This is a genomic window from Streptomyces sp. V3I8 (genome assembly GCF_030817535.1).
Lineage (GTDB): Bacteria > Actinomycetota > Actinomycetes > Streptomycetales > Streptomycetaceae > Streptomyces.
The window spans coordinates 3,782,634-3,807,548 of sequence record NZ_JAUSZL010000002.1 but is presented as its reverse complement, the minus strand read 5'-3'; the positions used below and the strand labels follow the sequence as shown (position 1 = coordinate 3,807,548).

Sequence of the window (24,915 nt, the reverse complement as noted above, 5' to 3'; positions counted from 1 at the left end):
GCCCCCCACCCCCGGATGATCTAGAGTTCCCGCACGCGGAACGCGGTCGACCCGCGCCGCACCGACACGCACTGCAACCCAGGGGTGGGGATTGACCACGACATCACCGGCTGCCACTTCACGCAGCCACAGACGCTCGACCGCCCGCCGCACGGCCACCGTGGCCCTGACCGCAGCTCTGGCGCTGACCGGAGTGGCACTCACCGCGCCGACCGCGAGCGCTGCCGAGAGCGACATCTCGTTCTCGAACATCGTGCTGAACAACGGCAAACCGATCGTCGTCGGCATCAGCGCCGAGGTCGAGGCCCCGCTGACGTACACGGTGAAGAGCAAGGTGTCCCTCGACACGTGGTGGGTCTCGGCGTACCGGGGCACCTACGGCACCAACGAGTACACCCTCGCGAACACCACGACCCAGTGGGGCTGCCGCCAGTCCTCCGCGGGTGGTTACACCTATCGCGACTGCGACGAGACGATGACCATCGACCCTGACAGCATGCCGGGCGGCAACGGCAACAAGCTGGTCAACAGCGATGCGGCCGTGTGGAAGACCGCCGGCACGGCCATCAAGGAGAACGGCGGCTACGACACCGACCAGCTCTCCGCGACGGTCCGCCTCCAGCGCGCCTCACGCATCCAGAGCACGAACGCGACCCCGGAACCCGTCGCCACGGGCGGGCCGATCACGGTCACCGGCACCGTGCAGCGCGCCAACTGGAGCGCGCACCGCTACGACAACTACGGCGGCCGGTCGGTGAAACTGCAGTTCAAGCCGGCCGGCTCCAGCACCTACACCACGGTCACGTCGGTCACGGCGAACAGCACGGGACACCTGAAGACCACGGTGACGGCCACGAAGGACGGCACCTACCGCTGGCGCTACAGCGGCAACACGACGACGGGCGCGAGCAACTCGTCGGGCGACCACGTGGACGTGACCTAGCACTTCGCCCCACCGCCACACCTGCTGCACCCGCCACACCCAGCACGCGACGAAGGCCCCGCTCCGGCGGGGCCTTCGTCATGCGGTCCGTAGCATCGCTACGGAAAGGGGTAGCGCCGCTAAGAGCTCGATGGTAGCGTTGTTCTTGTCGGGGGCGAACAACGCTACCCGCCGAGACGAGGAGCACGCCCATGACCGAGCAGACAGCCACCGGAAACCCCACCCGCGTCGCGATCGTCACCGGCGGATCCCGGGGAATCGGCCGCGAGAGCGCGGAGCGGCTGGCGGCCGACGGATTCGCCGTCGTCGTGAACTTCGCGGGCAACCGGACCGAGGCGGACAAGGCGGTCGGCGCGATCACCGAGGCCGGCGGCCGGGCGATCGCCCACCGGGCCGACGTGGCCGAAGAGACCGAGGTCGCGGCACTCTTCGACGCCGCGGAGTCGGCCTTCGGCGGGGTCGACGTCGTCGTGCACGCGGCCGGCGTCATGACGCTGGCCCCGCTGGTCGACACCGACCTCGACGCCCTGGACCGCATGCACCGCACCAACATCCGCGGCACCTTCGTCGTCGACCAGCAGGCCGCGCGCCGGCTGCGCGCGGGCGGCGCGATCCTCAACTTCTCCAGCTCCGTACTGGCCCTGGCCCTCCCTGGCTACGCGGGATACGCGGCCACGAAGGGCGCCGTCGAGGCCATGACCCTGATCCTGGCCCGCGAGATGCGCGGCCGGGACATCACCGTCAACGCCGTGGCCCCCGGCCCGACCGCCACCGCCCTGTTCCTGGACGGCAAGGACGACGAGACGATCGCGCGGATGGCGGCCCAGCCGCCGCTGGAGCGCCTCGGCACGCCCCGCGACATAGCCGAGGTCGTGTCCTTCCTGGCGGGCCCGGCCGCCCGCTGGGTCAACGGCCAGGTGCTCCGCGCCAACGGCGGCATCGCCTGAGCCCAGCCCTCCCTCTCCCCTTCCCCCTCCCCTCCCCTCCCACCTCCCGCCACACCTCTCAGGAGTCCGACATGGGCAGGACGATCGTCATCACAGGCGCGGGTTCCGGGTTCGGCGCGCTCGCCGCGCGGGCTCTGGCCGACGCCGGGCACACGGTCTACGCGGCGATGCGCGACACCCGCGGCCGCAACGCGGACCGGGTCGCCGAGGCCGAGGCGTACGCGGCCGAGCACGAAGTGGATCTGCGCACGGTCGAGTTGGACGTCCTCTCCCAGGAGTCCGCGGACGCCGCCGTCGCCACGGTCCTGGCCGGGGCCGGCGCGCTGGACGTGCTCGTCCACAACGCCGGCCACATGGTGACGGGCCCCACCGAGGCCTTCACCCCCGAGGAACTGGCCGCGGTGTACGACACGAACGTGCTCGGCACCCAGCGCGTCAACCGGGCCGCGCTGCCGCACCTGCGCGCCCAGGAGCACGGCCTGGTCCTGTGGGTCGGCTCGACCTCGACCAGAGGCGGCACCCCGCCCTACCTCGCGCCGTACTTCGCCGCGAAGGCCGCGATGGACGCGCTCGCGGTGTCGTACGCGGCGGAGCTGGCCCGCTTCGGCATCGAGACGACCATCGTGGTGCCGGGCGCCTTCACCTCGGGCACGAACCACTTCGCGACCGGCGGCCACCCTGCCGAAGGGACGGTCCTGCCGGCGTACGAGGAGCGGTACGCGGGCCTGATGGACCAGGTCGCCGAGCGCCTCGCCGCCCTCGCCCCGGCCGACGCCCCGGCGTCCCTGGTGGCCGACGCGATCGTCGAGGTGGTCGGCGCCCCGCACGGCGAGCGGCCCTTCCGGGTCCACGTCGACCCGGCGGACGACGGGTCGGAAGAGGTCAGCCGGGTCGCGGACCGCGTCCGCGCGGAGTTCCTGACGCGGATAGGCCTGGACGATCTGCTCGCCCCGCGTTCCCCCTCCCCGGCCACCTCCCACCCCGGCATATGAGCTCGGATACCGTCACGGCCGTGAATACCGTGAACACCGTGGGTACGAAAGCGCGCATTCTCGAAGTGGCGGCGGCCCTGGTCGCCGAGTCCTCCAACGGGGACGTGTCGACCAGGGCCGTGTGCGAGGCCGCCGGTGTCGGCGCCCCCGCCCTCTACCGCCACTTCGGGGACAAGGAGGGGCTCCTGTCGGCGGTCGTCGACCACGGCTGGGACAAGTACCTCGCGACCAAGCGCGACCGTCCTGCCGGCACGGACCCGGTCGAGGACCTGCGGGACGGCTGGGACACCCACGTCGAGTTCGCCCTGGCGAACCCGAACCTGTTCCGCCTGATGCACTCACCGGCCATGCGCACGCCCCCGGCGGCGGCCCTGGAGTCCCACCGCATCCTCACCTCGGACCTGCGACGGGCGGCGGCGCAGCACAAGCTGACCATGGCCCCCGAACTGGCGGCGCAGATCATCATGTCGGCGAACGTCGGCGTGGCCCTGATGCTGGTCTCCCGCCCGGCGACGTTCACGGACAGGAGCGTGTCCCGGCGCGTACGGGACGGGGTCCACGCCCTGGTCTTCACCCCGGACGTGCCACCGCCCGCGGACACGGACGCGCCGGCCCCCACCGCAACGGCCCCGCAGGCCCCCGCCGCGCCAGATCGACAGAATCCGCAGGATCCGCAGGACCCGCAGATCCCCTCCACGGCAGCCCACCTGAACGCCCTCCTCCACCAGTCCCCGCCGACCGCCCTCACCCCGGTCGAGGGAGCCCTGCTCAGGGAATGGCTGGACCGCCTCTCGAACGGACCGCGGGACCAGGACGGCGGCCCTCTCCGGCCGACCGAATAAGACGCCACGACCTCGCTGGGCTTCGCAGCGTCCCAGCGGGTCCTGTCCGGCGGATCGCGCCGGACAGGACCGTGGGGCCGAGGCGAGCTCAGCGCTTGAGCGTGAACGTGAAGTCGCCGGAGAGTCTGCCGCCCAGCCGGACGGCGGAGACGAGTTTCCCCTCCGCGGCCAGCCGCTCCACCTCGGCCCGCGGCAGACCGCAGCCTTCGGCGATCAGCCGCACCGGCCGGACGGGAATCCGTGCCGCGAAGCGAACGGAGACGTCGAGCGCCTCGTGGTCCACCTGGTCCACGCGGTCCACGCGGTCCCTGTGATCCGGCCCGCCGGTGTCGAGACGCCAGGCGTTGTCCCAGTCCAGGGCGATGTGATTGCGGCGCCGTACGAACGGATCCTGGAGCAGTTCGGCCGCCAGGGCGGGGTCGTTGGCATGCAGCCGGTCCAGCAGCCCGGGGCGTACGGAGCGCACGTTCGTCCGCTCCAGGACCGTGAGCTTCGCGGTCTCCCCGCACGTCGTGCAGAGCGCGAGGAGCCAGACGTCGAGGAGCTTGTGGTGTGCGTTGACACGGAATTTTCCGCTTGTCCAAAAACGCTCGGACGCGCACGCGTGGCAGCGACGGCGGACGAGCGGCAGGCAGGTGGGTGCGACCACCCAGTTTTCGAGCACAGAAGTACACCGGTTCCAGTGTGAGAAGACCGCAGCGGAAAGCAGCGCGGCGCACATGCGGCGACGCGCGACAGATCAGCACTCGGGAGGTCTCACACGGTGTACAAGGGCACGTCCTCGGCTGGGCGACTCGGCCGGGCAGCACGGTAGGGGCACACGACGGCACCGTTCCACTCTTTTTCCGGGCGTCCGCCGCGGAAAACCGCTACCGGCCGATCGGACCCCGGGGCGAGGATGACCGCATGGTGTCCACAGACCGGCTGCTCGCCTTCGCGGCCATGTCGTTCCTGCTGATCGTGGTCCCCGGACCCAGCGTGCTGTTCGTGATCGGGCGGGCGCTGGCGCAGGGACGCCGCGCGGCGCTGACCACGGTCGTGGGGAACACGCTGGGCGCGTACGTCCTCGTCGTGGCCGTGGCACTCGGAGTCGGGGCCGTCGTGGAGCGCTCGGTGCTCGTCTTCACGACGCTGAAGCTGGTGGGGGCGGCGTATCTCGTGTACCTGGGGGTGAAGGCGGTGCGGCAACGCGGTGCGCTGCACGCCGCGTTCACCGGCGACGAACCCGCGCGCGGCGGTTGGCGCACGCTGGGGGAGGGCTTCGCGGTCGGCGTGGCCAACCCGAAGACGATCGTGTTCTTCGCCGCCGTACTGCCGCAGTTCGTCGACCGCGGCCAGGGCCACGTCGTCACGCAGATGCTGCTGCTCGGCCTGGTCTTCAACCTCATCGCGGTGGCGTCGGACAGTGTCTGGGGTCTGGGCGCCGCCGCCGCACGCGACTGGTTCGCCCGTTCACCCCGGCGGCTCGCGCTGGTCGGCGGGGTGGGCGGCGTCACGATGATCGGCCTGGGCGTCACGATCGCCACGACGGGCCACAAGGACTAGCCCCTGCCGCCCTCCCCGCCCTCCCCGCCCGTCCCGTCGCCCCGTCGCCCCGTCACTGCGGGACCTGGCAGGCACCGGCCGCCGGCAGTTCCAGCCGCAGCCCGTTGAAGCGTTCCCGCAGGAGGCGGTCGTGGGTCACCACGACCAGGGTGCCGGTGTAGTGGACCAGGGCGGCCTCGATCTCCTCCACCAGGGCGGGGGCCAGATGGTTGGTCGGCTCGTCGAGGAGCAGCAGGTCGAGCGGACCGGCCGTGACGAGCCGGGCCAGTTCGAGCTTGCGGCGCTGCCCGGCGGACAGGTCCCGTACGGGGACGGCGAGATCGGCACCGCGGAACAGACCGAGCGCGAGGAGCGCGTCGGCGTGCTCGCCGGGCTGCTCCACCCGGTCGGCCGCGAAGGCCGTCAGCAGCGTACGGGCGTCGAAGGCGTCGTCGGGCGCGCTCTGCTGACGCAGGAACCCGACGCGGCGGGGTCGGCGCAGGACACCGGCGTCGGGCGTCAGTTCTCCTGCGAGCAGGTGGAGAAGGGTGCTCTTGCCGGCGCCGTTGGGACCGGTGACGAGGAGCCGGTCACCGGGGGAGAGCTCCAGGGACGGAACGTGCAGCCGTCCTTCGACCCGGACATCCTCCAAGTGCACGGCTGCCGATGCGTCCTGAGTGTTCCGAGTGTCCGGCGTGCCCTCGAGGCGGCCCGTGAACAGCAGCGGCCGCGGGGGCGGCGGCACGGGGTGCTCCGTGAGCCGCTGCACCCGCTCGCGGGCATTGCGGATGCGGCTCTGCGCGCCGTGCGTCCGCGAGCGCGCCCGGAACGCGCCGGCGCCGCTGAACGCCCACGGCCCCTTGCGAGGGATCTCCGCCAGCATCCCGATGCTCGCGTCGGCGAGGCGTTCCTGCCGGGCGACCTCGTCGCGCCACCGCTCGTGCTCCCACGCCCACCGGGCGCGGGCCGCCGCCTTGGCGGTGAGGAAACCGGCGTATCCGTTCCCGTAGCGCCGTACCGTGCGCCGGTCCTGGTCGACTTCCAGAATGGTGTCGGTGACGCGTTCCAGGAACGCCCGGTCGTGCGTGGCGACGACGACCGTGCCCCGGTGCCGGTGCAGATGCCCTTCGAGCCAGGCCACGGCCTCGTCGTCCAGGTCGTTGGTCGGTTCGTCGAGCAGCAGCAGTTCGGGGGCCGAGGCCAGGGTCGCGGCGAGTGCGAGCCGGGAACGCTGCCCGCCGGAGAGGGTGCTCAGCGCCCGCTCCCGGTCCAGTGGCGCCCGTTCGCCGAGCCGGCGCAGGGTCACCTCGACCCGGCGGTCCGCTCCGTGCCCGCCGCGTGCGTCGAACTCGGCGACGAGTGCGGCGTAGCGCTCGAACTCGGCGGGGCCCGCCGTGCCCAGGGCGGCCTCGGCGGCGTGAATACGCTGCTCCAGGGCGCGCAGCTCACCCAGTACGTGGTCCACGACCTCGCCCACGCGCACCGGGCCGGGCAGGTCGAGGGTCTGGCGGAGATGGCCGGTCCCGCCCGGTGCGACGACGGTCAGGCTGCCGTTGTCGACCGGCTCCTGCCCTGCGAGCAGCCGCAGGAGCGTGGACTTCCCGGACCCGTTGTCCCCGACGATCCCGACCTTCTCGCCGGGCCGGACGGTGAGGGACACCCGGTCCAGTACCACGCGGTCGCCGTAGCGCTTGGTCACCTCGGCGAGAGCGATCTGCGAGGTGGTGACGGGAGAAGCCGTGCCGGCGGTACCTGCGGGAGCACAGTGCAAGGGCGTTCCTTCGGTCGGCGGTCAGGATCGTGCGAGCGACGGACGAGCGGCATGCGGGCGGAAGAAGCATCGGTTGCGGCCCGGCCGATGAACATGAAGCTAGACGAACCGGTCCGTCTCGTCAAGGGGGTACGCCGCGTGGCTCCGTCGGCGGCGGTGGTCATGATGTGGCGGATCCGTTCGCGCGGCAACTGGTGCGTGCGGTCGCGTGCGGTCGCGAAGCTCGCGACCACGGCGACCACGGCGACCACGGCGACCACGCGACGGCTCAGGCCCAGTCCGGCGAGACGCCCGTCGACCGGCCCGTGCGCCCGGCCGCGTCGCGACACGACGACGTGGTCGGCGCGGCGAACCGCCGCGGTGTGACGGTCCTCGCCCCGGAGAAGCGCCCCGAAGGCCTCGGGAGGGCTTTCGCGACGGCCACCGTGTCCCTGTCCGGGACAAGTACTGCCGACAGACGCGGGGTTGTGACGCGCCATCGCCCCGTATCTCCTATCCTCGCTGCGAAGGCGCCGACGGGGACGACGGGGATAGAGGAAACACGCATGGACGGGTTGGCCCCGGACGATCCGGGCTGGATAGGCAATTACCGACTGCTCGGCAGACTCGGCGAGGGCGGCATGGGGCGGGTGTACCTGGCCCGTTCCGACCGCGGCCGTACGGTCGCGGTCAAGGTCGTCCAGGAACAGCTGGCCCGCAGGCCCGACTTCAGGCGACGGTTCGCGCAGGAGGTGAAGGCCGCCCAGCGGGTCGGCGGCGAGTGGACGGCGCCCGTCCTGGACGCCGACACGGAGGCGGCGACCCCCTGGGTCGCCACCGGCTACGTCGCCGGGCCCTCCCTCGCCGAGGTGGTGGACAAGCAGTACGGTCCGCTGCCCCCGAACTCCGTACGGACCCTGGGGCTCGGGCTCGTCCGCGCGCTCCAGGCCATCCACGCCGCGGGGCTCGTGCACCGCGACCTCAAGCCGTCCAACGTCCTGGTGACGATCGACGGACCGCGCGTCATCGACTTCGGCATCGCCCGCGCCCTCGACCCGGCCCTGCAGTCCTCTCCGACGGGCTCACGATGACGGGTGCCGTCGTGGGCTCGCCCGGCTTCATGTCGCCCGAGCAGGTGCGCGGCGAGCGCGTCACGTACGCGAGTGACATCTTCTGCCTCGGCGCCGTGCTCGCGTACACCGCGTCGGGCAAGCTGCCGTTCGGCACCGGTGAGGGCGGCATCCACTCGCTGCTCTTCCGGATCGCCAGTGAGGATCCGGACCTGACGGGGGTCCCCGCGCCGTGGGACCGGCTGATCGCCGAGTGCCTGGCGAAGGACCCCTCCCAAAGGCCGTCCCTGGACACCCTGCTGGCACGCATCGAGGCCATGGAGGACACGGGCGGCGCCTGGCTGCCGGGCGAGGTGCTCGCCGAGCTCGGCCGGCACGCCGTGCAGCTGCTGAACAACGAGGACCCGCAGAGCCACGCGCTCACCGCGCAGGCCCCGGCGGCCGCACAGGCGCAGGCACAGGCACAAGCGCAGGCGCCGATGCAGGGCTTCGGCCCGCCCGTCTCGTACAACCCGTCCCCCTCCCCGTGGCAGAGCCCCCCGCCGGGCGTCCTGCACGCGGGCAGCCCGCCGCCGGGCAGCCTCCCGCCCTCGCCGCACTACTTCTCGCCGCGCCCGCCGGCCCGCGCGGCGCGCGGGCTGGGGACGGCGCTGGCCTTCCTGCTCGGCGTCTACACGCTGCCCCTGCTGGTCCGCGGCGCCGTCCTCGCCGGGACCTACCTGGAACTCGACGGGCAGAGCGGTGACTCCGACCCCGGCCTCATGCGGAACTACGAGATACTGCAGTTCGCGACGGACATCTCCGAGATCCTCGAGATGCTGGTGGGCCTGGCGGTGATCATCGTGTGGCCCCTGTGGTTCCAGCGGATGCGGAACAACGCCGACGCCTTCGCGCCGGTCCGCCTGCGCTTCGCGCCCGGGATGGCGGCCGGGGCCTGGTTCATCCCGGTCGTCAACCTCTTCATGCCCAAGCAGATGAGCAACGACATCTGGACGGCGACGGCCGGCCGGGCCCGGGGCGCCGGGCGGTGGCTGCTGCACCTGTGGTGGTGGTGCTGGGTCGCCTACCTGGTGTCGTACGTGAACGACTCGTTCGGCAGCTGGTACGACAACGACTCCGTCAGCGGCGCCATGTCCGACATCATCACCGCGCAGGCGAACATCCTCAGCGGCGTCGTGAGCGCGGTGGTGGCCGTCTTCTTCGTCAGACGGCTCACCTCCATGCAGCAGGCCCGCATCGAGGAGGCCCGCGGCCCCGGGCTCTCCTGACGGCGGCGATGCCCCCGGGCCCTCCTACCGTCCCAGGAAGACCGGGTTGGTGAACGCCGCCAGCGCGCCCGGCAGCGGCCCCGCCGCCGCCTCGTGCCGTACCTCCGCGCGTACGTAGGCCGCGTACTGGGCGGTCGTACGCCACTCCACCGTGCCGGAGCCGGACACCGGCAGGGCGGGGCTCGTGTGGAGGACCCCCTGGTCCGTGACGAGGCGGACCGTGCAGCGGGGGGCGCCCGTGACCTCCAGGCGGACGGTGACCGGATCGTCGCGGTCCACCTCCAACCGCCCGCCGATACCTGCGTGTTCGCCCTTCGGGCCGGTCGCCGAGAACGACAGCGACACCGCCTTCGATTCCGCCACGTAGGAACGGCCGGCGCGGATGCCCTCCTGGATCGCCTCGCGGGTCAGGTCGTCGGCGAGGACGACCGTCTGCGGGGTGCCCACGGGGTCGGGATCGCGGTGGGCGTCACTGTTCCCCATCGCCGGGATCCAGTCCCGGCCGCCCCGCCCCCCGGCCCGCCCCTCCCGCACCGAGGCGACGAGCATGCCGTCCCAGTCGGCCAGCGACACCTCGTCGTCGGGTCCGTACGCCCCGTTCCACACCTCGACCGCGTCCGCCTCGCCGAAGCCGAACTTCCAGTTGCAGCCGATGCAGGTGGCGTGCGGATGGGCGGGGACGACCAGGCCGCCGGCCCGGCGGATGCGGCGCGCGTACCTGCCGAAGCGGTTGTCGCGCGCCCGGTAGCGCCAGTCGATGAAGGTGCCGGGTTCCGTGCCGAGCGCGACGACGTGACCGTTCCGCGTCGTCACCTCCTCGCCCAGCAGGATCAGCAGCTCGCCGTCGGGGTGGGGGCCGGCCTGGTCGGCCCAGTGGGCGTGCGCGGAGTACGTGTTGTGGTCGGAGGTGTTGATGAAGTCCAGGCCCGCCGCCCGCGCCAGCGCCGCGATCTCGGCCGGGGTGCGGCGGCCGTCGGAGTACCAGGAGTGCAGGTGGCAGTCGCCCCGGTACCAGGCCCGGCCGCGCCCTGTGGCCCGCGACGGCGGGTACACCGGCTTCACCGCCTCGCCCGGTTCGCCGTACGTCAGCGTGACGGTGACCTCGTACGGGAGTCCCTGCGGGGCCACCGTGTACGGGCCCAGCGCGATGTGCCAGGTGCCCGCGCGGACCGGGCCCGGGATGTAGCCGGGCGTCGCGTCGTCCGCGCGGAGGAAGAACTCCGTGCGCGCCCCGCCCGACCAGCCCCGGAAGCCCTTGCCGCCCAGCTCGGTGCCGCGCTGGTCGAAGATCCCGATGTCGAGCGCGTTGCCCGCGGTGCCCGCCGGGACGGAGGGCCGCTCGTAGGTGTACGCGACCTTGATCTCCCGTACGCCGGAGGGGACTTCGACCGGCAGGTACACGAAGTCGGGCGCGCCGGTGGGCAGGGTGCCGCGCACGGTCCGCGTCTCGGACGCCCGGGCCGCGCCGGCGGCCGCGGCCGCGCCGGGGAAGCTCACACTCGCCAGTGTGAGCGCGGCGGCGGCCCCTGTCACGAACAGGGCGCGTCTGCCGACGCCGTGCTCGCCACCGTGCTCAGGGCCGTGTTCGGTGCCGTGCTCGGTGCCGTGCTGGTCGTCCTCGCACATGTCTGCTGCTCCCGGGTCTCGTGAAGGCGTGAAGGGCGTGAGGGGCGTGAGTGGCGCACGGTTTGCGCACAGGCGGTGCAGGAGTGCTGTCGGCAACCCTCGTATTCAGCCGTGAACCGCGGGGCAAGGGAAGGGGGTCGGCGGCTTTCGGGCACGGAGCGCTCGTACGTCACGACGAATATGCCGACCGGTCGGTATGGACACGGCAACCCCGCGCCGGTAGAGATGGGTCATGCGTATCTCCGTGACGATCTTCCTCACCGACGAGACGATCACTCCGACCCGGCTCGCCCGCGAGCTGGAGCACCGCGGCTTCGCCGGGCTCTACCTGCCCGAACACACCCACATACCCGTGGAACGGACCACCCCGTACCCGGCGGGCGGTGACCTGCCGCCCGAGTACGGCCGCACCCTCGACCCCTTCGTCGCCCTCGGCCAGGCCGCGGCCGTCACCGAGAACCTCGCGCTGGGCACCGGCATCACCCTCGTCGCCCAGCACGACCCGATCGATCTCGCCAAGCAGATCGCGACCCTCGACCACCTCTCCGGCGGCCGCTTCACCCTCGGCCTCGGCTTCGGCTGGAATGTCGAGGAGGCCGCCGACCACGGCGTCGAGTGGAGTACGCGGCGGGAGCTGGGCCGGGACCGGATGGCGTTGATGCGGGCGCTGTGGTCCCCCGAACCGACCGCGTACGAGGGCCGGTTCAGCTCCGTACGAGCCAGCCACGCCCACCCCAAACCCCTGCAGAAGCCGCGCGGGCCGCTCGTCGGGCCGCGCACGCTCGTCGGGGGAGCGGCCGGCCCCAAGCTCTTCACGCACATCGCCGAGTACGCGGACGGCTGGCTGCCGATCGGCGGGCGGGGCCTGACGCAGTCGCTGCCCGTGCTGCGGGCGGCCTGGGCGGAGGCCGGCCGCGACGCCGAGGCCCTCCAGATCGTGCCGTACGCCGTGCTGCCCGAGGCCGGCAAGCTCGCCCACTACGCGCACCTCGGCATCGAGGAGGTCGTCCTGCAGCTGCCGCCGTCGGGAGAGGGCGAGGTACTGCGCGTGCTGGACGAGTACGCGCAGTACGTGTAGGGGCCGCGGACCTGCCGCCGGTGTGCCACGGGCGTGCCACCGGCGTGCCGGCTGTGACGCGGCACACCGGTAGTGCCTGGTCACCACGATCGTATGCTCGAAGGATGACGACTTCCGCGACCTCCGGAACCGGGCCCACCGAGAACTCCATGCGTCGCGCCCTCAAACGCGCCCGCGAAGGCGTCGCCCTCGACGTCACCGAGGCCGCCGTGCTGCTCCAGGCGCGCGGCACCGACCTGGACGACCTGACGACGTCCGCCGCCCGGGTGCGTGACGCGGGCCTGGAGGCGGCGGGCCGCGCCGGTGTCATCACGTACTCGAAGAGCGTCTTCATCCCGCTCACCCGGCTGTGCCGGGACAAGTGCCACTACTGCACGTTCGTGACCGTCCCCGGCAAGCTGCGCCGGGCCGGGCACGGCATGTTCATGTCCCCGGACGAGGTCCTCGACATCGCCCGCAAGGGAGCCGAACTGGGCTGCAAGGAAGCCCTGATCACCCTCGGCGACAAACCCGAGGACCGCTGGCCCGAGGCCCGCGAATGGCTCGACGCGCACGGCTACGACGACACGATCGCGTACGTACGGGCCATCTCGATCCGCATCCTGGAGGAGACGGGCCTGCTGCCCCACCTCAACCCGGGTGTCATGTCGTGGACCGACTTCCAGCGGCTCAAGCCCGTCGCGCCGAGCATGGGCATGATGCTGGAGACGACCGCGACCCGGCTCTGGTCCGAGCCCGGCGGCCCGCACCACGGCTCCCCGGACAAGGAGCCGGCGGTCCGGCTGCGGGTCCTGGAGGACGCGGGCCGCTCCTCCGTCCCCTTCACCAGCGGCCTCCTGATCGGCATCGGCGAGACGTACGAGGAGCGCGCGGACGGCCTCTTCGCGCTGCGCCGCGTCTCCCGCGCCTACCACGGCGTCCAGGAGCTGATCATCCAGAACTTCCGCGCCAAGCCGGACACCGCGATGCGCGGGATGCCGGACGCCGAGCTGGACGAACTGGTCGCGACGATCGCCGTGGCCCGCCACATCATGGGCCCGGCCGCCTGCCTCCAGGCACCGCCCAACCTGGTCGACTCCGAGTACGCGCGGCTGATCGGCGCCGGCATCGACGACTGGGGCGGCGTCTCACCGCTGACCATCGACCACGTCAACCCCGAACGCCCCTGGCCGCAGATCGACCTGCTGCGCGAGCAGTCCGCGGAAGCGGGCTTCACGCTCCGCGAACGCCTCTGCGTCTACCCGGAGTTCGTACGGCGGGGCGAGCCGTGGCTGGACCCGCGGCTGCTCCCGCACGTACGGGCGCTCGCCGACCCGGAGACCGGGCTCGCCGTGCCGGACGCGGTCGTCGAGGGGCATCCGTGGCAGGAGCCCGAGGAGGCGTTCACGTCGTCGGGGCGTACGGATCTGCACGCGTCCATCGACACCGAGGGGCGCACCGCCGACCGGCGCGAGGACTACGACCACGTGTACGGCGACTGGGAGGCGCTGCGGGAGGCGGCGGCGCCCGGCATGGTCCCGTCGCGCATCGACACCGACGTACGTGCCGCCCTCGCGACGGCCGCCGACGACCCGACCCGCCTGACCGACGACGAGGCGCTGGCCCTCCTCCACGCGGACGGGCCGGCGCTCGACGCGCTCTGCCGGATCGCGGACGACGTCCGCAGGTCGATGGTGGGCGACGACGTCACGTACATCGTGACGCGGAACATCAACTTCACCAACGTCTGCTACACCGGCTGCCGCTTCTGCGCCTTCGCGCAGCGCCGCACCGACGCCGACGCGTACACGCTCTCCCTCGACCAGGTCGCCGACCGCGCCGCGCAGGCCTGGGACGTCGGGGCCGTCGAGGTCTGCATGCAGGGCGGGATCCACCCCGACCTGCCGGGCACCGCCTACTTCGACATCGCCCGCGCCGTGAAGGAGCGGGTGCCGGGCATGCACGTGCACGCCTTCTCGCCGATGGAGGTGGTGAACGGCGCCACCCGCACCGGCCTGTCCATCCGGGAGTGGCTGACGGCCGCGAAGGAGGCGGGCCTGGACTCCATGCCCGGCACGGCGGCGGAGATCCTCGACGACGAGGTCCGCTGGGTCCTCACCAAGGGCAAGCTCCCGACGGCGACCTGGATCGAGGTGATCACGACCGCGCACGAGCTGGGCATCCGGTCCTCGTCCACGATGATGTACGGGCACGTGGACCAGCCCCGTCACTGGCTCGGCCACTTCCGCACGCTGTCCCGGATCCAGCAGCGGACGGGCGGCTTCACGGAGTTCGTCACCCTGCCCTTCATCCACACCAACGCGCCGGTGTACCTGGCGGGAATCGCCCGGCCGGGACCGACGACCCGCGACAACCGCGCGGTGATGGCGATGGCCCGCCTCCTGCTGCACCCGCACATCCCCAACATCCAGACCAGCTGGGTGAAGCTGGGCACGGAGGGCGCGGCCGAGATGCTGCGGTCCGGCGCCAACGACCTGGGCGGGACGCTGATGGAGGAGACCATCTCCCGTATGGCGGGATCGAGCTACGGCTCGTACAAGTCCGTGAAGGACCTGGTCGCGGTGGCGGAGGCGGCGGGTCGCCCGGCGAAGCCGCGGACGACGCTGTACGGGCCGGTGCCGCAGGAGCGGCAGCGGGCGGCGGAGCTGTCGGACGGGCACCTGCCGGAGCTGCTGCCGGTCCTGGAGTGATCCGGTCGTGTCATCGGGTCGTGTCAGGTGTCCGCCGGTTCCGAGGCGTCTTCCCCGTCGGAGTAGGATGATCGCACCCTGCGACGGGGTGAGTCAGAGCTGAGGAGTTGCGTGCCCGTGCCTGCCCGACGGCCTCCCTCGTGGGCCTGGGTCACCGGTCTGACCGCCGCCGCTCTGGTGCTGGTGGCCGTGCTGGCCGTCAAGGCCGAGAACGGACCCCAGCCGACCGCGTCGGCGAGCCCGAAGCCGAGCGCCTCCGCGAGCGCCAAGCCCTCCGCCCCGCCCGAGGAGTCCGCGCCGGTCGCCGTACCGGACGGCTCCGGAACGGGCCGCCGCATCGTCTACTCCCTCGGCCAGCGCCGGGTGTGGCTGGTCGACGCGAGCGACGCGTCCCGGCGCACCTTCAAGGTGTGGCCGGGGACGGTGGGCCCGGCGCCCGGCACCTACACGGTCGGCACCCGCCGGGAGGCCGCCACCGGCAGCGACGGCGTGGAGATCGAGAACATCGTCTACTTCGCCGTCGCGTCCGGCGTGAACGTCGCCTTCTCCAACGCGGTGGACGGCTCCTCCCCGCCGCCGCCCGCCTCGGGCGCGACGACGGGCGGCGTCCGCATGAAGGCGGCCGACGGGGACGCGGTGTGGAAGTTCGGCGCGGCGGGGACGACGGTCGCGGTCGTGAAGTAGTCCCCGGCCTCCTCAGCCGCAACCGGCGTCGGTATCCGCGTCGGTGTCCGCCTCCGTATCCGCCTCGGTGTCGGTCCACGCGTGGAGCTTGTCCGGGTTGACCACGAGCCACAGATCGCTGACCCGGCCTCCGCGCACGCCCACCCCGACCACGCCGACGGTCGCCCCGGCGATGCGCACCGTGACGCCGGGGGAGCCGTTGACGTCCTCCTCCACGACCTCCGTCCCCGGCTCCTTGCGCAGGAGACCGAGGAGGAAGCGGGCCACCTTGTCCGCGCCGACGATCGGGCGCAGCGCCGCCCGCACCCGGCCGCCGCCGTCGCTGCGCGCCTCGACCGCCGGATCGAGCAGCGCGACGAGCGCGTCGAGGTCACCGGTCCCGCACGCGTCGAGGAACGCGGAGACGACCCGCCGGTGCTCCGTCGTCGTCACCGCGGCGGGCCGCCGTTCGGCGAGGCGCCGCCGCGCGGAGGACGCGAGTTGGCGGCAGGCCGCGGGGGAGCGGCCGACGGTCTCGGCGATCTCCGCGAAGGGCACGCCGAAGACGTCGTGCAGGACGAAGGCGACACGCTCCGCGGGTGTGACGGAGTCCAGGACGACGAGCATGCCCATGCTCACGGACTCGTCGAGCGTGACCCGGTCGGCGGGGTCGCCGCCGCCCTGGCCACGTGCGTCGCTCACGCTGGTCCAGACACCGGTGTCGCCCCTCACCGGCTCGGGCAGCCACTCGCCGGTGTAGCGCTCGCGGCGCACCCGCGCGGAGGCCAGCTGGTCGAGGCAGATCCGCGAGGCGACCCGGGTCAGCCAGGCCAGCGGCGTGTCGATCGCCTCCTGTTCGGCCTCGGACAGGGCGTACCAGCGGGCGTACGTCTCCTGTACGACGTCCTCGGCGTCCTGCACCGAGCCGAGCATCCGGTACCCGAGCCCGAGCAGCCGGCGCCGCTCGGCCATGAGGGACCCCAGGCCGGGGCCGCTGGACGAGGTGGACACGGAGCAACTCATCCTTCCTTCGCGCCGTCGCGCACGGCGTTCTCGGCCAGCCAGGCGTCGAAGGTCTGGGTGCCCCGGGGCCCGGGACCGGTCGGCAGGTTGCCGCCTCCGGCCATGGCGGTACCGGTTCTGCCGGGCAGCCTCACCGGCAGCAGCAACCGCCGCTGCCCGCGCGCCCGCAGCAGCCGGCGGGCCATGTCGGTCATCTCCTCGACCCGCGGCCCGGCCAGTTCGGGCGCCATGCCCCGCGGCGGACCGAGGACGAGCCCGACGAGGTGCCGGGCGACCTCACGGGCCGCCACGGGCTGCGTACGCATTCGGGGCACGACGGCGAGCGGCCCCGGGACCCGTTCGAGGACCTGCTGGGCGAACTCGTGGAACTGGGTGGCCCGCAACACGGTCCACGGCACCTCCCCGTCCTTCGCCAGGACCTCTTCCTGGCGCAGCTTTCCCTGGTAGTAGCCGAAGGGAACGCGTTCGAGGCCGACGATGGACAGGAGGACCTGGTGCCGCACTCCGGCCCGGGCGCCGCTTCCGGACAGGTTCCGCCCGCTTTTCTCGAAGAAGGCGATCGATGTCTTCGCGCCGGTGGTCTGCAGATTGCTGACGTCGACGACGGCCTGCGCACCGGCCAGCGCGGCGTCCAGCCCGGCGCCGGTGACGAGATCGACCCCCCGCGCCCTGGCGAGCACCACCGGCTCGTGCCCGCCCGCCGTCAGTTCCTCGACGACGTACCGCCCGACGAGCCCCGTCCCGCCCGCTACCGCGACGCGCATGACGAACCTTCCTTTCCCGGTACGAGGAGAACGGCCGACGCCAGGACCAGCGCCGACAGCAGGACGACGTTGAGGACCTGGTCACGCGTGCCGTACATGCCGAGGTGCTGCGTGTGGTAGCTGAGGTGCAGCACGTTGAAGACCAGCCAGGCGGCGCCGGTCGTCTGCACGAGCCGGGTGTTGCGCACGGACCGGACCGCGACGGCGGTCAGCGCCGCCAGCGCCAGGAACATGGCACCGGCGTCCTTGGCGAGGTGTTCGTTGTAGGGCCCCAGTTGCGGCAGCCAGCTCATCCCGAACCCGGGAAAACTCGCGTGCCACGCCCGCGGCGCGAAGTAGGCCCAGACCCCGGTGTACAGCGCGGTCACACCCAGGAACCCGAGGCAGGCGTACCGGATTTTCGTGTTCATACCCGTATGACGAAATGGCACCGCACAGTGTGAGGTGAGCGGGCGGACCCGCTACTCGGTGTCTCTGGGATGACGGTCTCGTCCGTTATGCGTCTGGCGAGGTCGTCGACCGATGCGATGTGGATCACGGCTTCGGAGCTGGTGGTGAGGGTCTCGTAGTCTCGGGCGAGACGACGGTGCATCACAATCCAACCGATACCCCGCTCTCGACCACCCAGCGCCTTTCACAACGTGAAACCCACGGGCGTCCGGGTTTCTGTCGACGACTTCGACGTCCGTTCCGAGGCGGGCGCCGTACCCAACGACGACGTTCTTGAAGCCAGTGTCGACCCAACTCCTGCGAATGGTCGAGGACTTCTCCTTGGCCTGGTTGAGGAGGCGAATTCCTAGGGCGTTCTCCGACAGGCCGACGGCGGTGACGATCACGGCCAGGATGAAGCCGATCGTGTCGGTGAGGATGCCACGCCTCCTTCCGACGATCTTCTTGGCCCCATCGGTTCCCTGGCTGGTCAGAGGCACTTTATTGGAGGTCTTCACGCTCTGGGTGTCGATCACGGAGGCGATCGGCTCGGGCTTGCGCCCCTCCTTCACGCGAGCCAGTCCCGTCAGGTCGTAATTGAGCTGGGCGAATAAACCCTTCGTCGCGCCAGGCAGCGTAGTAGGCAGAGACGGTGCCGTGGCTCGGGAAGTCATGCGGGAGGTATTTCCAGGGGATTCCCGCGCGCCGCTTCCCGAACGCCTCCGGCGCAACGCGATCGCACCGGCGGCACCACGGCTCGTGAGAGCCCGGGCTACACCGGGCAAGCCGAGCCGGGAGCGCTTCTCGCGCCAGGCGGGACGGGCGCCGACGGGCACGACGACGCATGTCCCGGCCTGTCAGGACTGGGGCGGGCGGTCGCCTTCCGCCTGGACGGCGCGCAGGATCCGGTTGCTGATCTGGCCCAGCTGACGGAGCTGGGTCTGGGTGAGCTGGTCGAAGACGAGCCGCTTGACGGCGTCGACGTGGCCGGGGGTGGCATCGACGGCCTTGTCCAGTCCGGCGTCACTGAGGGTGGCCAGGGTATAGCGCCCGTCGGCGGGATCCGGTGCGCGATTTACCCACCCACGGCGTTCCAGGCGGCTGACCGCGCGGGACAGTTTAGAGAGCGAGGCGTTGGCCACCACCGCCAGCTCGCTCATCCGCAGGGTGCGCTTGTCGGCTTGGGACAGAGCCCACAGGATGCCGTACTCGAAGAGCGTCAACTCGGCATCACGCTGCAACTGATTGTCGAGGGCTGCGGGCAACCACACCAACACGCTGGTGAACGAGTCCCACGTCTGACGGTCTTCTCCTTGAGCCATCACGACCGCCGCGCCGTCTTTGCCATGGCCGGATCCTACTCGACCGGGGGGAGACAGCCTCGCCCACTTATAGGATCACTTGACTGGGCAACTTATTTGATTAGACTTCGCTTGCTTAGTCAAATGATTGCAGCTGGCTTCGCCCCTGCGGAACCGCCTACGGAGCCGGCCGGACCTCACCCCGAAAGGCCACCATGGAGCTCACGAAGCACACCCATTCCACCGTCGTCCTCACCAAGGACGGCTCCGCCCTGGTGATCGATCCGGGGGCGTACACACCGAACTCCGCGGAACTGGTGGCCGGCACGACAGTCGTGCTCATCACGCACGACCACCCCGACCACTTCGACGCCGGCATTCTGAACGCCGCTCTCGACGCCCAGCCGTCATTGCGGGTGTGGGCTCCCGCGAACGTGGCGACCGAGCTGGGTTCGCACGCCGGTCGTGTCGTGGCGATTGCCGCCGGCGACAGCTTCGAAGCCGCGGGATTCGAAGTGGCCGTCTTCGGTGAGCGCCACGCGGCCATCCACGCCGACCTGCCGCCCATGAGCAATGTCGCCTACCTGATCGACGGCAACGTCTACCACCCCGGCGACTCATACTTCGTGCCCGGCGTCACGGTCGAAACCCTGCTCGTACCGGCGAGCGGCCCGTGGACCAAGGTCAGTGAGGGCATCGACTTCGTGCGGGCCACCAAGGCATCACGCGCCGTCCGAATCCACGACCTGACCCTGAACGACGCGGAAGCCGCCTCTTTCGCACAGTTCATCGGCGCCCTGACCGAGGCACCGCTGCTCACCCTCGCAGCTGGCGAGAGCATCACGGTCTGACCTTGCCGTTCAGCAGGCCTGGCGGTCCCTTTCCGCGGTGAGCGCGCCGAGCGCCGAGCGGGACGGGACGCGCAGGGCGCCGCCGGACCCTGGCCTGTTCGACGGCGCCGAGCATGGTGCGGCTCGGGAACCTCAGCAGCGCAGTCGCGGGCTGAGACCCTCGGCCGTAGGAATCCGGTCGCGGTAGGCGTCGGCGGCGAAGGTGCGGAAAGCGTCGACGTCGGCCCGGTTGGACGACAGACCCGCCGAGAGCGCACAGCGCCTCCGGAGGGAAGCCCGAGCGGGCGAGGTAGTCGTCGACGGTGCCGTCACGGGTGCGTTCGAGGCCGCGCAGGGCCGACGGGTCGATGGAGAACGCCGCCTCGCCGGCACCCGGGTTGCAGAAACAGCCGGTACGCAGAGAGATACCGAGGGCCGAGCTGTCACGGCTCACGATGCGTTCGTCGATGACATCGCCTCGGGGACCAACAGGTTGAGGCTGACGGTCGCACCTCGCCCTTCGGTATCAGGCGGGCCGTAGATGTGTGCCATGGGCTGCCCGTTGGCGCTGGGCTGCCGTTGGCGTGCCGCAACGAGTGCAGAGCGTCGAGCAGGTGGCGCGCCAGGCCGGTGACATGGTCGTGAACGGCGGCGATGCCGATCGACCGGATCCAGTCCGGGCCCACTTCGACACCAGGTATCGAAAAAAGGTCGAGGGTACCGTCCTCGAAGGCGGTCTCGTCGTCTGCCAGGCGGTGCCACCCGCCCGCGGCGCCGGCGACCTGGATCGTCCCACCGGAGAACCAGAGGCGTAGAAGCCGTGCCGTGATGTCCGCCGTCTCCTCGCGCTGCTGATCGTGGCGTGCGGTCGTCAGGTAGAGGTCCTCACCGTCCCGGCGCGTGATGTGCACACGCTGCGTCCGGTCGGGCGTTTCGGCGACACGCCTCGAATTCTTCGAGAGCTCGGAGAAGGCGACCGTGGGAGAAGACATGATCCGAAGTCAATCGGTGACGTTGTCCGTCCAGGTGCCCAGGAGCTTCTTACGCGGAGAAGTCCCCGACGAAGGCGGCCCATGACCTGTCCGCGAAGGCGATCCGCGCGCCTTCCTTGTCCTTGGAGTCGCGGACGTGGACGGTGGCGTCCGCGGCGGCTATCGCGACCTCGACGCAGTCAGGGCCTTCATTGCTGCTGTAACTGCTCTTGAACCACACAAGGGCGGTCATGTCTCTCCCAGTGTCTTCTCGATGAGGATCAGCGACTCCCGAGGAGTGAGAGCCTGGGCTCGGATGATGCCATAGCGCAATTCGAGAGGCTGCACCTCTCTGGCATCGCTGATCAGACGGTTGGAGGTCTGCCCCTCCTCGTGCGCGACCGTGTTGCCGTCCTGCAACTTCAGCAGACGGATCGGTCCGCCCATGCCTGCGTGGTCGTCGCGGTCCGTCGGCATCACCTGGATCTCGACGTGCCTCAACTCGCCGATCTCCAGAAGGCGTTCGAGTTGCTGCCGAAGCACCATCCTGCCGCCGAGGGGCCGTCGTAGCGTCACCTCTTCCTGGACGAACGTGAGCGTCGGCCGGGGGACACGCTCGAAGATGCTCTGGCGTGCCATGCGGGCACTCACGTGCCGGTCGATCTCGTCCTCCGTGTACGAGGGACGCCGCATCGTGTAGAGGGACCGCGCGTACCCCTCGGTCTGCAACAGTCCGTGCACGTAGTGGTTGGCGTACGAACCCAGTTCGACGGCCTCCTCTTCCAGTTTCGCCAGGTCGCGGACCTTCTTCGGGTAGCGGGCCTCCTCCACGTCCTTCTTCATCGCGGAGAGCTTCCCGGCCGCGCCGAGGACTTCGTCGGCCTTGTCCAGGAACTCCGGCTTGGGGACCCGCCGTCCCCGTTCCACCGACGAGACCATCTCCTCGCCGTACCCGATCGCGGCCCCGAACTCCGGCTGCCGCATCCCGGCGGCCTCGCGCCACGCCTTGATCTGGCGTCCGACCGCCTTGAGCACGGCCGCCGCCTCCTCGTCCTCCATGCCGCCCACCTCCCGCGTACGGACCGGACGACTGCGGGCAGTGTCCGGACAGTCGCGCTCCGTACCGACTTCGACGCTGTTCAGCGTAATCACAACCGGCCACGCTGAGTGACGTGAACCAAGGAACCACTCGAACCTTCGCCCCCGTACGGCACTTCACCGTGCTGTTGTCCGCCACGCGCCGGGGTGCCCGACTCGCCCGCCTGCTCACGGAACGTCAACTCGCCGACTGGGGTCAGCCTTCCGGTGCCGCCGAGCAGGTCGTCGCCGAGCTCGCGTCCAACGCCGTGCTGCACGGACTCGTACCGGGCCGGGACTTCAGACTGACGCTCGGCCTCGACGGGACCGGCACCCTGCGCATCGCGGTGGCCGACGCCCGCGGCGACCGGCTCCCGCAGATCCCGGCTCCGGCCGGGACCGGGGAGGAGTCCGGCCGCGGCCTGCTGCTCGTGGCGGCGTACGCGGACCGCTGGGGCGTGACGGACGGCCCGGGCCCGGGCGGCAAGACGGTGTGGGCCGAACTGGTACCGGATCACATGGCCGGGTGACCCGTCCGCGGACCGGAGCGCGCGACTCGCCGAATCCTGGCCCGAGCACGCCGGGTTGATCCACACTGAGGGTGGACGGAGACACCGGAGCAGGGTGGAGGCGGGTCGGTGGAGCGGGCGCGGGCGTCGTGGCAGGAGCTGATCCAGCAGGGCAACCGGGCCGGGTTCGTGGGCCGCGACGACGAGCGGGCCGCGTTCCTGGCGAACCTCGACGCCCCGGTCGGGGACGTCCGGCGCCGCTTCCGCTTCCACGTGCACGGCACCGCCGGCGTCGGGAAGACCTACCTCGTCCAGGAGTTGCGGCACCTCGCACGCGAACGCGGCGCGCTGACGGCGTACGTCGACGAACGGGCCGGGAGCGTGCCGGAGGCGATGGCCGAGGTGGCGCGGCAGTTCGCCGAGCAGGGGCGGCGGCTGAAGGAGCTGGAGCGGCGGCTGGCCGTGTACCGGGAGCGGCGGCACGAGGCGGAGGCCGCCGCCCTCGCGGCGCTCGCGCCGGAGCCGGGGGCGCCCCCGGGCCCCTCGGCCGGCAGCCGGACCGCCGTGGGGCTCGGCCTCGCGGCCGTCGGAGCGGTCGTGCCGGGCGCCGGTCTCCTCACGGGCGCACTCCCCGCCGACCTGCTCGCCCAGCACGCGGACCGCCTGCGCACCGGCCTGAGCGCCCGCTTCCGTGACCCCGACGACATCGACCTGGTGATGTTCCCGGAGCGGGTGCTCACCCCGGTCCTGCTGCGCGAACTGCGTACGGCGGCCTCCGCCGCGGCGTCGGTCGCGGCGTCGGCCGTCCTGTTCTTCGACACGTACGAGAGGACCGGGCCGTTCCTCGACCCGTGGCTGTACGAGCTGGTCACGCGCCACGGGGCGGACGGCGGGCTGCCCGCCTCCGTCGTGGTGGTCACCGCGGGACAGCGCCCCCTGGACACCGCCCGCTGGAGCGGCGTGGGCTCCGTGGCGGACGTGTCGCTGGCGCCGTTCACCGAGTCCGAGGCGCGCGGCCTCCTCGCCGGGAAGGGGGTCGTCGCCGAACCGGTCGTCAAGGAGGTGCTGCGCCTCACCGGCGGCCTGCCCGTCCTCGTGTCGACGCTCGCGCAGGCCCGCCCCGGCGCCCCGGACGACGTAGACGATCCGAGCGCCACCGCCGTCAAACGGTTCCTGCAGTGGGAGGCCGACGACGCCCGCCGCCAGGTCGCCCGCATCTGCGCGCTGCCCCGGCAGGTGGACGCGGACGTGTTCCGGGTCCTGGTCACCGACCGCCCGGACGGCGAACTCGACGCCCTGTACGAATGGCTGACCGGGCTCCCCTTCGTCGGCGTCCACGGGACGCGGACGCGCTACCACGACGTCGTACGGGCGCCGATGCTGCGCCTGGAGCGACGCCGGTCCCCGCGCGAGTGGGCCGCCCGGCACCGACGGCTGGCGGAGGCGTTCGCGCGGTGGCGGGGCGAGGCCGAGGAGGGGCGGGAGGGCGACGACCTGTGGGCGGACGAGGAGTGGCACGGGCTGCGCCTGGAGGAGACCTACCACCTGCTCTGCGCCCGGCCCGCCGCGGCGCTCGGCGCGGCGCTGCGGGCACTGGTCGAGGCCTGCCGCGAGGACCGTGTCGCCGGCCGCCGCTGGGCGCGGATGCTGGAGGACGCGGGCGACGCGGCGGACAGTCCCGACCTCCGCGCGTGGGGTACGCGGCTGGGCGAGGCCCTCGACGACGACGGGTCCGGCATCGCCGGGGCGATGGGCCTGCTCCTCGCCCGGCCCGGACCCGACACGGCCGGCCGGGCCCTGGCGCACACCCTGCGGGGCAGGGAACTGCGCCACGCCGGGGAGTACCGGCAGGCCCTCGCCGAGTACGACCGGGCCCTGGAACTCGACCCCCGGCTCGCCCGCGCCCACTACGGCCGCGGGTTCACCCACCACCTGCTGGGCGACTTCCCGGCCGCGCTGGCCGCCCTCGACCGGGCGGACGAACTGGCGCCCGGCACCGCGTGGATCATCGCCGGGCGCGCGGAGGCCTACCGGCTGGCGGGCCGCTTCGAGGAGGCCGTCGCCGACTTCGACCGCGCCGTCGCCCTCGACCCGGCCGCCGCCGGGCCGCTGGCCGGCCGGGCCGTGTGCCGGCACGCACTCGGGCGGTACGACGAGGCGCTGGCCGACTTCGACCGGGCGCTCGGCATCGAGGAGGACGACCCGTGGGCGCTGGTGCGCAGGGCCCGTCTGCGCCGCGCCCGGGGCGAGGAGGCCGAGGCGTTCGCCGACCTCGACCGGGCGGTCCGGGCCGCACCCGACGCGCCCTGGGTCGCGTCGGAACGCGGCGACGCCTACCGCCTGGCCGGCCGCTTCGAGGAGGCCGTCACCGAGCTGGGCAGGGCCGTCGCGCTCCTGCCCGACTACGCCTCGGCGCTGGCGAGCCGCGGAGCGTCCCTCCACGAACTGGCCCGCGACGAGGAGGCCCTGGCCGACCTCGACCGCGCACTCGAACTCCGCCCCGACTACCCCTGGGCCCTGCTGATGCGATCCCGCGTGAGGGGCACCCCGGACACCTGAGCCCTTTCAGGGGCGCGGGGAACTGCGCGATCGGCCCCCACCGGCCCGCACGCGCACGA

At 72.0% G+C, this 24,915-nt stretch carries 23 protein-coding genes and 1 pseudogene; 13 read left to right on the top strand and 11 right to left on the bottom strand.

Translation table 11 applies throughout. The features are described from left to right. Window positions 1-91: 91 nt before the first annotated feature. The 4 genes from QFZ75_RS16655 (at window position 92) to QFZ75_RS16640 (ending at window position 3,724) form a co-directional block, all read left to right on the top strand. Entirely contained in the window at window positions 92-943 is an 852-nt protein-coding gene (locus QFZ75_RS16655) for a hypothetical protein (protein WP_307537770.1), read from the top strand. 191 nt (window positions 944-1,134) lie between these two features. Further along, window positions 1,135-1,890: an SDR family oxidoreductase gene (locus tag QFZ75_RS16650; protein ID WP_307537769.1), complete on the top strand. Its 756-nt coding sequence runs from the start codon at window positions 1,135-1,137 to the stop codon at window positions 1,888-1,890. A 71-nt stretch (window positions 1,891-1,961) separates the two neighbouring features. After that, window positions 1,962-2,882 carry an SDR family NAD(P)-dependent oxidoreductase gene (locus QFZ75_RS16645; RefSeq protein WP_307537767.1) on the top strand — a complete coding sequence of 307 codons (921 nt, stop codon included), beginning with the start codon at window positions 1,962-1,964 and terminating at the stop codon, window positions 2,880-2,882. Window positions 2,883-2,920: 38 nt separating this feature from the next. Further along, window positions 2,921-3,724, top strand: a complete 804-nt coding sequence (locus QFZ75_RS16640; RefSeq protein ID WP_373465887.1) for a TetR/AcrR family transcriptional regulator — start codon at window positions 2,921-2,923, stop codon at window positions 3,722-3,724. 88 nt (window positions 3,725-3,812) lie between these two features. Here the strand turns inward: QFZ75_RS16640 and QFZ75_RS16635 are convergent, their stop codons facing one another. Beyond that, window positions 3,813-4,388 carry a DUF1062 domain-containing protein gene (locus QFZ75_RS16635; protein ID WP_307537764.1) on the bottom strand — a complete coding sequence of 192 codons (576 nt, stop codon included), beginning with the start codon at window positions 4,386-4,388 and terminating at the stop codon, window positions 3,813-3,815. A 242-nt stretch (window positions 4,389-4,630) separates the two neighbouring features. Here QFZ75_RS16635 and QFZ75_RS16630 point away from each other — a divergent pair, with 242 nt between their 5' ends. Continuing rightward, window positions 4,631-5,269, top strand: a complete 639-nt coding sequence (locus tag QFZ75_RS16630) for a LysE family translocator (RefSeq protein ID WP_307537762.1) — start codon at window positions 4,631-4,633, stop codon at window positions 5,267-5,269. Between the two features lie 52 nt (window positions 5,270-5,321). On the opposite strand, the gene abc-f is transcribed toward QFZ75_RS16630, so the two are convergent. Further along, the gene (abc-f, locus tag QFZ75_RS16625; protein WP_307537760.1) at window positions 5,322-7,019 is read right to left on the bottom strand and encodes a ribosomal protection-like ABC-F family protein; all 1,698 of its coding nucleotides are present in this window, start codon (window positions 7,017-7,019) and stop codon (window positions 5,322-5,324) included. A gap of 545 nt (window positions 7,020-7,564) precedes the next feature. Here abc-f and QFZ75_RS41150 point away from each other — a divergent pair. Continuing rightward, window positions 7,565-8,089 (top strand): serine/threonine-protein kinase, encoded by a 525-nt coding sequence (locus QFZ75_RS41150; protein ID WP_373465886.1) that lies wholly within the window; start codon window positions 7,565-7,567, stop codon window positions 8,087-8,089. After that, on the top strand, window positions 8,086-9,336 hold the full coding sequence (locus QFZ75_RS41145) for a DUF4328 domain-containing protein (protein WP_373465885.1): 1,251 nt from the start codon (window positions 8,086-8,088) through the stop codon (window positions 9,334-9,336). Before QFZ75_RS41150 ends, QFZ75_RS41145 begins: the two co-directional genes overlap by 4 nt. 24 nt (window positions 9,337-9,360) lie before the next feature. Here the strand turns inward: QFZ75_RS41145 and QFZ75_RS16605 are convergent, their stop codons facing one another. Further along, window positions 9,361-10,962 carry a CehA/McbA family metallohydrolase gene (locus QFZ75_RS16605; RefSeq protein WP_307537759.1) on the bottom strand — a complete coding sequence of 534 codons (1,602 nt, stop codon included), beginning with the start codon at window positions 10,960-10,962 and terminating at the stop codon, window positions 9,361-9,363. A gap of 232 nt (window positions 10,963-11,194) precedes the next feature. Here QFZ75_RS16605 and QFZ75_RS16600 point away from each other — a divergent pair, with 232 nt between their 5' ends. The 3 genes from QFZ75_RS16600 to QFZ75_RS16590 all read left to right on the top strand — a co-directional run bounded on the left by QFZ75_RS16600 (window position 11,195) and on the right by QFZ75_RS16590 (window position 15,414). Then, window positions 11,195-12,040, top strand: coding sequence for an LLM class F420-dependent oxidoreductase (locus tag QFZ75_RS16600; RefSeq protein ID WP_307537757.1), 846 nt, complete (start codon window positions 11,195-11,197; stop codon window positions 12,038-12,040). Window positions 12,041-12,144: 104 nt separating this feature from the next. Next, window positions 12,145-14,730, top strand: coding sequence for a bifunctional FO biosynthesis protein CofGH (locus tag QFZ75_RS16595; protein WP_307537755.1), 2,586 nt, complete (start codon window positions 12,145-12,147; stop codon window positions 14,728-14,730). A 111-nt stretch (window positions 14,731-14,841) separates the two neighbouring features. After that, complete coding sequence (locus tag QFZ75_RS16590) at window positions 14,842-15,414, top strand: hypothetical protein (protein ID WP_307537754.1); 573 nt, start codon at window positions 14,842-14,844, stop codon at window positions 15,412-15,414. Window positions 15,415-15,426: 12 nt separating this feature from the next. Here QFZ75_RS16590 and sigJ read toward each other — a convergent pair whose 3' ends face one another. The 5 genes and pseudogenes from sigJ to QFZ75_RS16565 all read right to left on the bottom strand — a co-directional run bounded on the left by sigJ (window position 15,427) and on the right by QFZ75_RS16565 (window position 18,832). Next, window positions 15,427-16,416 (bottom strand): RNA polymerase sigma factor SigJ, encoded by a 990-nt coding sequence (sigJ, locus tag QFZ75_RS16585; RefSeq protein WP_307537753.1) that lies wholly within the window; start codon window positions 16,414-16,416, stop codon window positions 15,427-15,429. After that, a complete protein-coding gene (locus QFZ75_RS16580; RefSeq protein WP_307537751.1) occupies window positions 16,413-17,180 on the bottom strand; it encodes an SDR family oxidoreductase in 768 nt (255 codons plus the stop codon). Before QFZ75_RS16580 ends, sigJ begins: the two co-directional genes overlap by 4 nt. Further along, entirely contained in the window at window positions 17,165-17,590 is a 426-nt protein-coding gene (locus QFZ75_RS16575; RefSeq protein WP_307537750.1) for a hypothetical protein, read from the bottom strand. The genes QFZ75_RS16580 and QFZ75_RS16575 overlap by 16 nt, the downstream gene beginning before the upstream one ends. After that, window positions 17,587-18,314: pseudogene (locus QFZ75_RS16570) on the bottom strand (IS5 family transposase); the annotation flags it as partial. The gene QFZ75_RS16575 and the pseudogene QFZ75_RS16570, both read right to left, overlap by 4 nt. A 152-nt stretch (window positions 18,315-18,466) precedes the next feature. Beyond that, window positions 18,467-18,832 (bottom strand): MarR family winged helix-turn-helix transcriptional regulator, encoded by a 366-nt coding sequence (locus QFZ75_RS16565; protein WP_307537749.1) that lies wholly within the window; start codon window positions 18,830-18,832, stop codon window positions 18,467-18,469. 293 nt (window positions 18,833-19,125) lie between these two features. Here QFZ75_RS16565 and QFZ75_RS16560 point away from each other — a divergent pair, with 293 nt between their 5' ends. Next, complete coding sequence (locus tag QFZ75_RS16560) at window positions 19,126-19,761, top strand: MBL fold metallo-hydrolase (RefSeq protein WP_307537748.1); 636 nt, start codon at window positions 19,126-19,128, stop codon at window positions 19,759-19,761. A 422-nt stretch (window positions 19,762-20,183) separates the two neighbouring features. Here QFZ75_RS16560 and QFZ75_RS16555 read toward each other — a convergent pair whose 3' ends face one another. From QFZ75_RS16555 to QFZ75_RS16545, 3 genes are read right to left on the bottom strand one after another with little or no spacing between them, the layout of a single operon-like run. Then, window positions 20,184-20,732, bottom strand: coding sequence for an aminotransferase class V-fold PLP-dependent enzyme (locus tag QFZ75_RS16555; RefSeq protein WP_307537746.1), 549 nt, complete (start codon window positions 20,730-20,732; stop codon window positions 20,184-20,186). 49 nt (window positions 20,733-20,781) lie between these two features. Further along, window positions 20,782-20,964: a DUF397 domain-containing protein gene (locus QFZ75_RS16550; protein WP_307537745.1), complete on the bottom strand. Its 183-nt coding sequence runs from the start codon at window positions 20,962-20,964 to the stop codon at window positions 20,782-20,784. Then, window positions 20,961-21,770, bottom strand: a complete 810-nt coding sequence (locus tag QFZ75_RS16545) for a helix-turn-helix transcriptional regulator (RefSeq protein WP_307537744.1) — start codon at window positions 21,768-21,770, stop codon at window positions 20,961-20,963. Before QFZ75_RS16545 ends, QFZ75_RS16550 begins: the two co-directional genes overlap by 4 nt. Before the next feature lie 113 nt (window positions 21,771-21,883). Here QFZ75_RS16545 and QFZ75_RS16540 point away from each other — a divergent pair, with 113 nt between their 5' ends. Together QFZ75_RS16540 and QFZ75_RS16535 are read left to right on the top strand one after the other, a co-directional pair. Next, the gene (locus tag QFZ75_RS16540) at window positions 21,884-22,318 is read left to right on the top strand and encodes an ATP-binding protein (RefSeq protein WP_307537742.1); all 435 of its coding nucleotides are present in this window, start codon (window positions 21,884-21,886) and stop codon (window positions 22,316-22,318) included. 108 nt (window positions 22,319-22,426) lie between these two features. Beyond that, on the top strand, window positions 22,427-24,856 hold the full coding sequence (locus QFZ75_RS16535) for a tetratricopeptide repeat protein (protein ID WP_307537740.1): 2,430 nt from the start codon (window positions 22,427-22,429) through the stop codon (window positions 24,854-24,856). Window positions 24,857-24,915 lie beyond the last annotated feature (59 nt).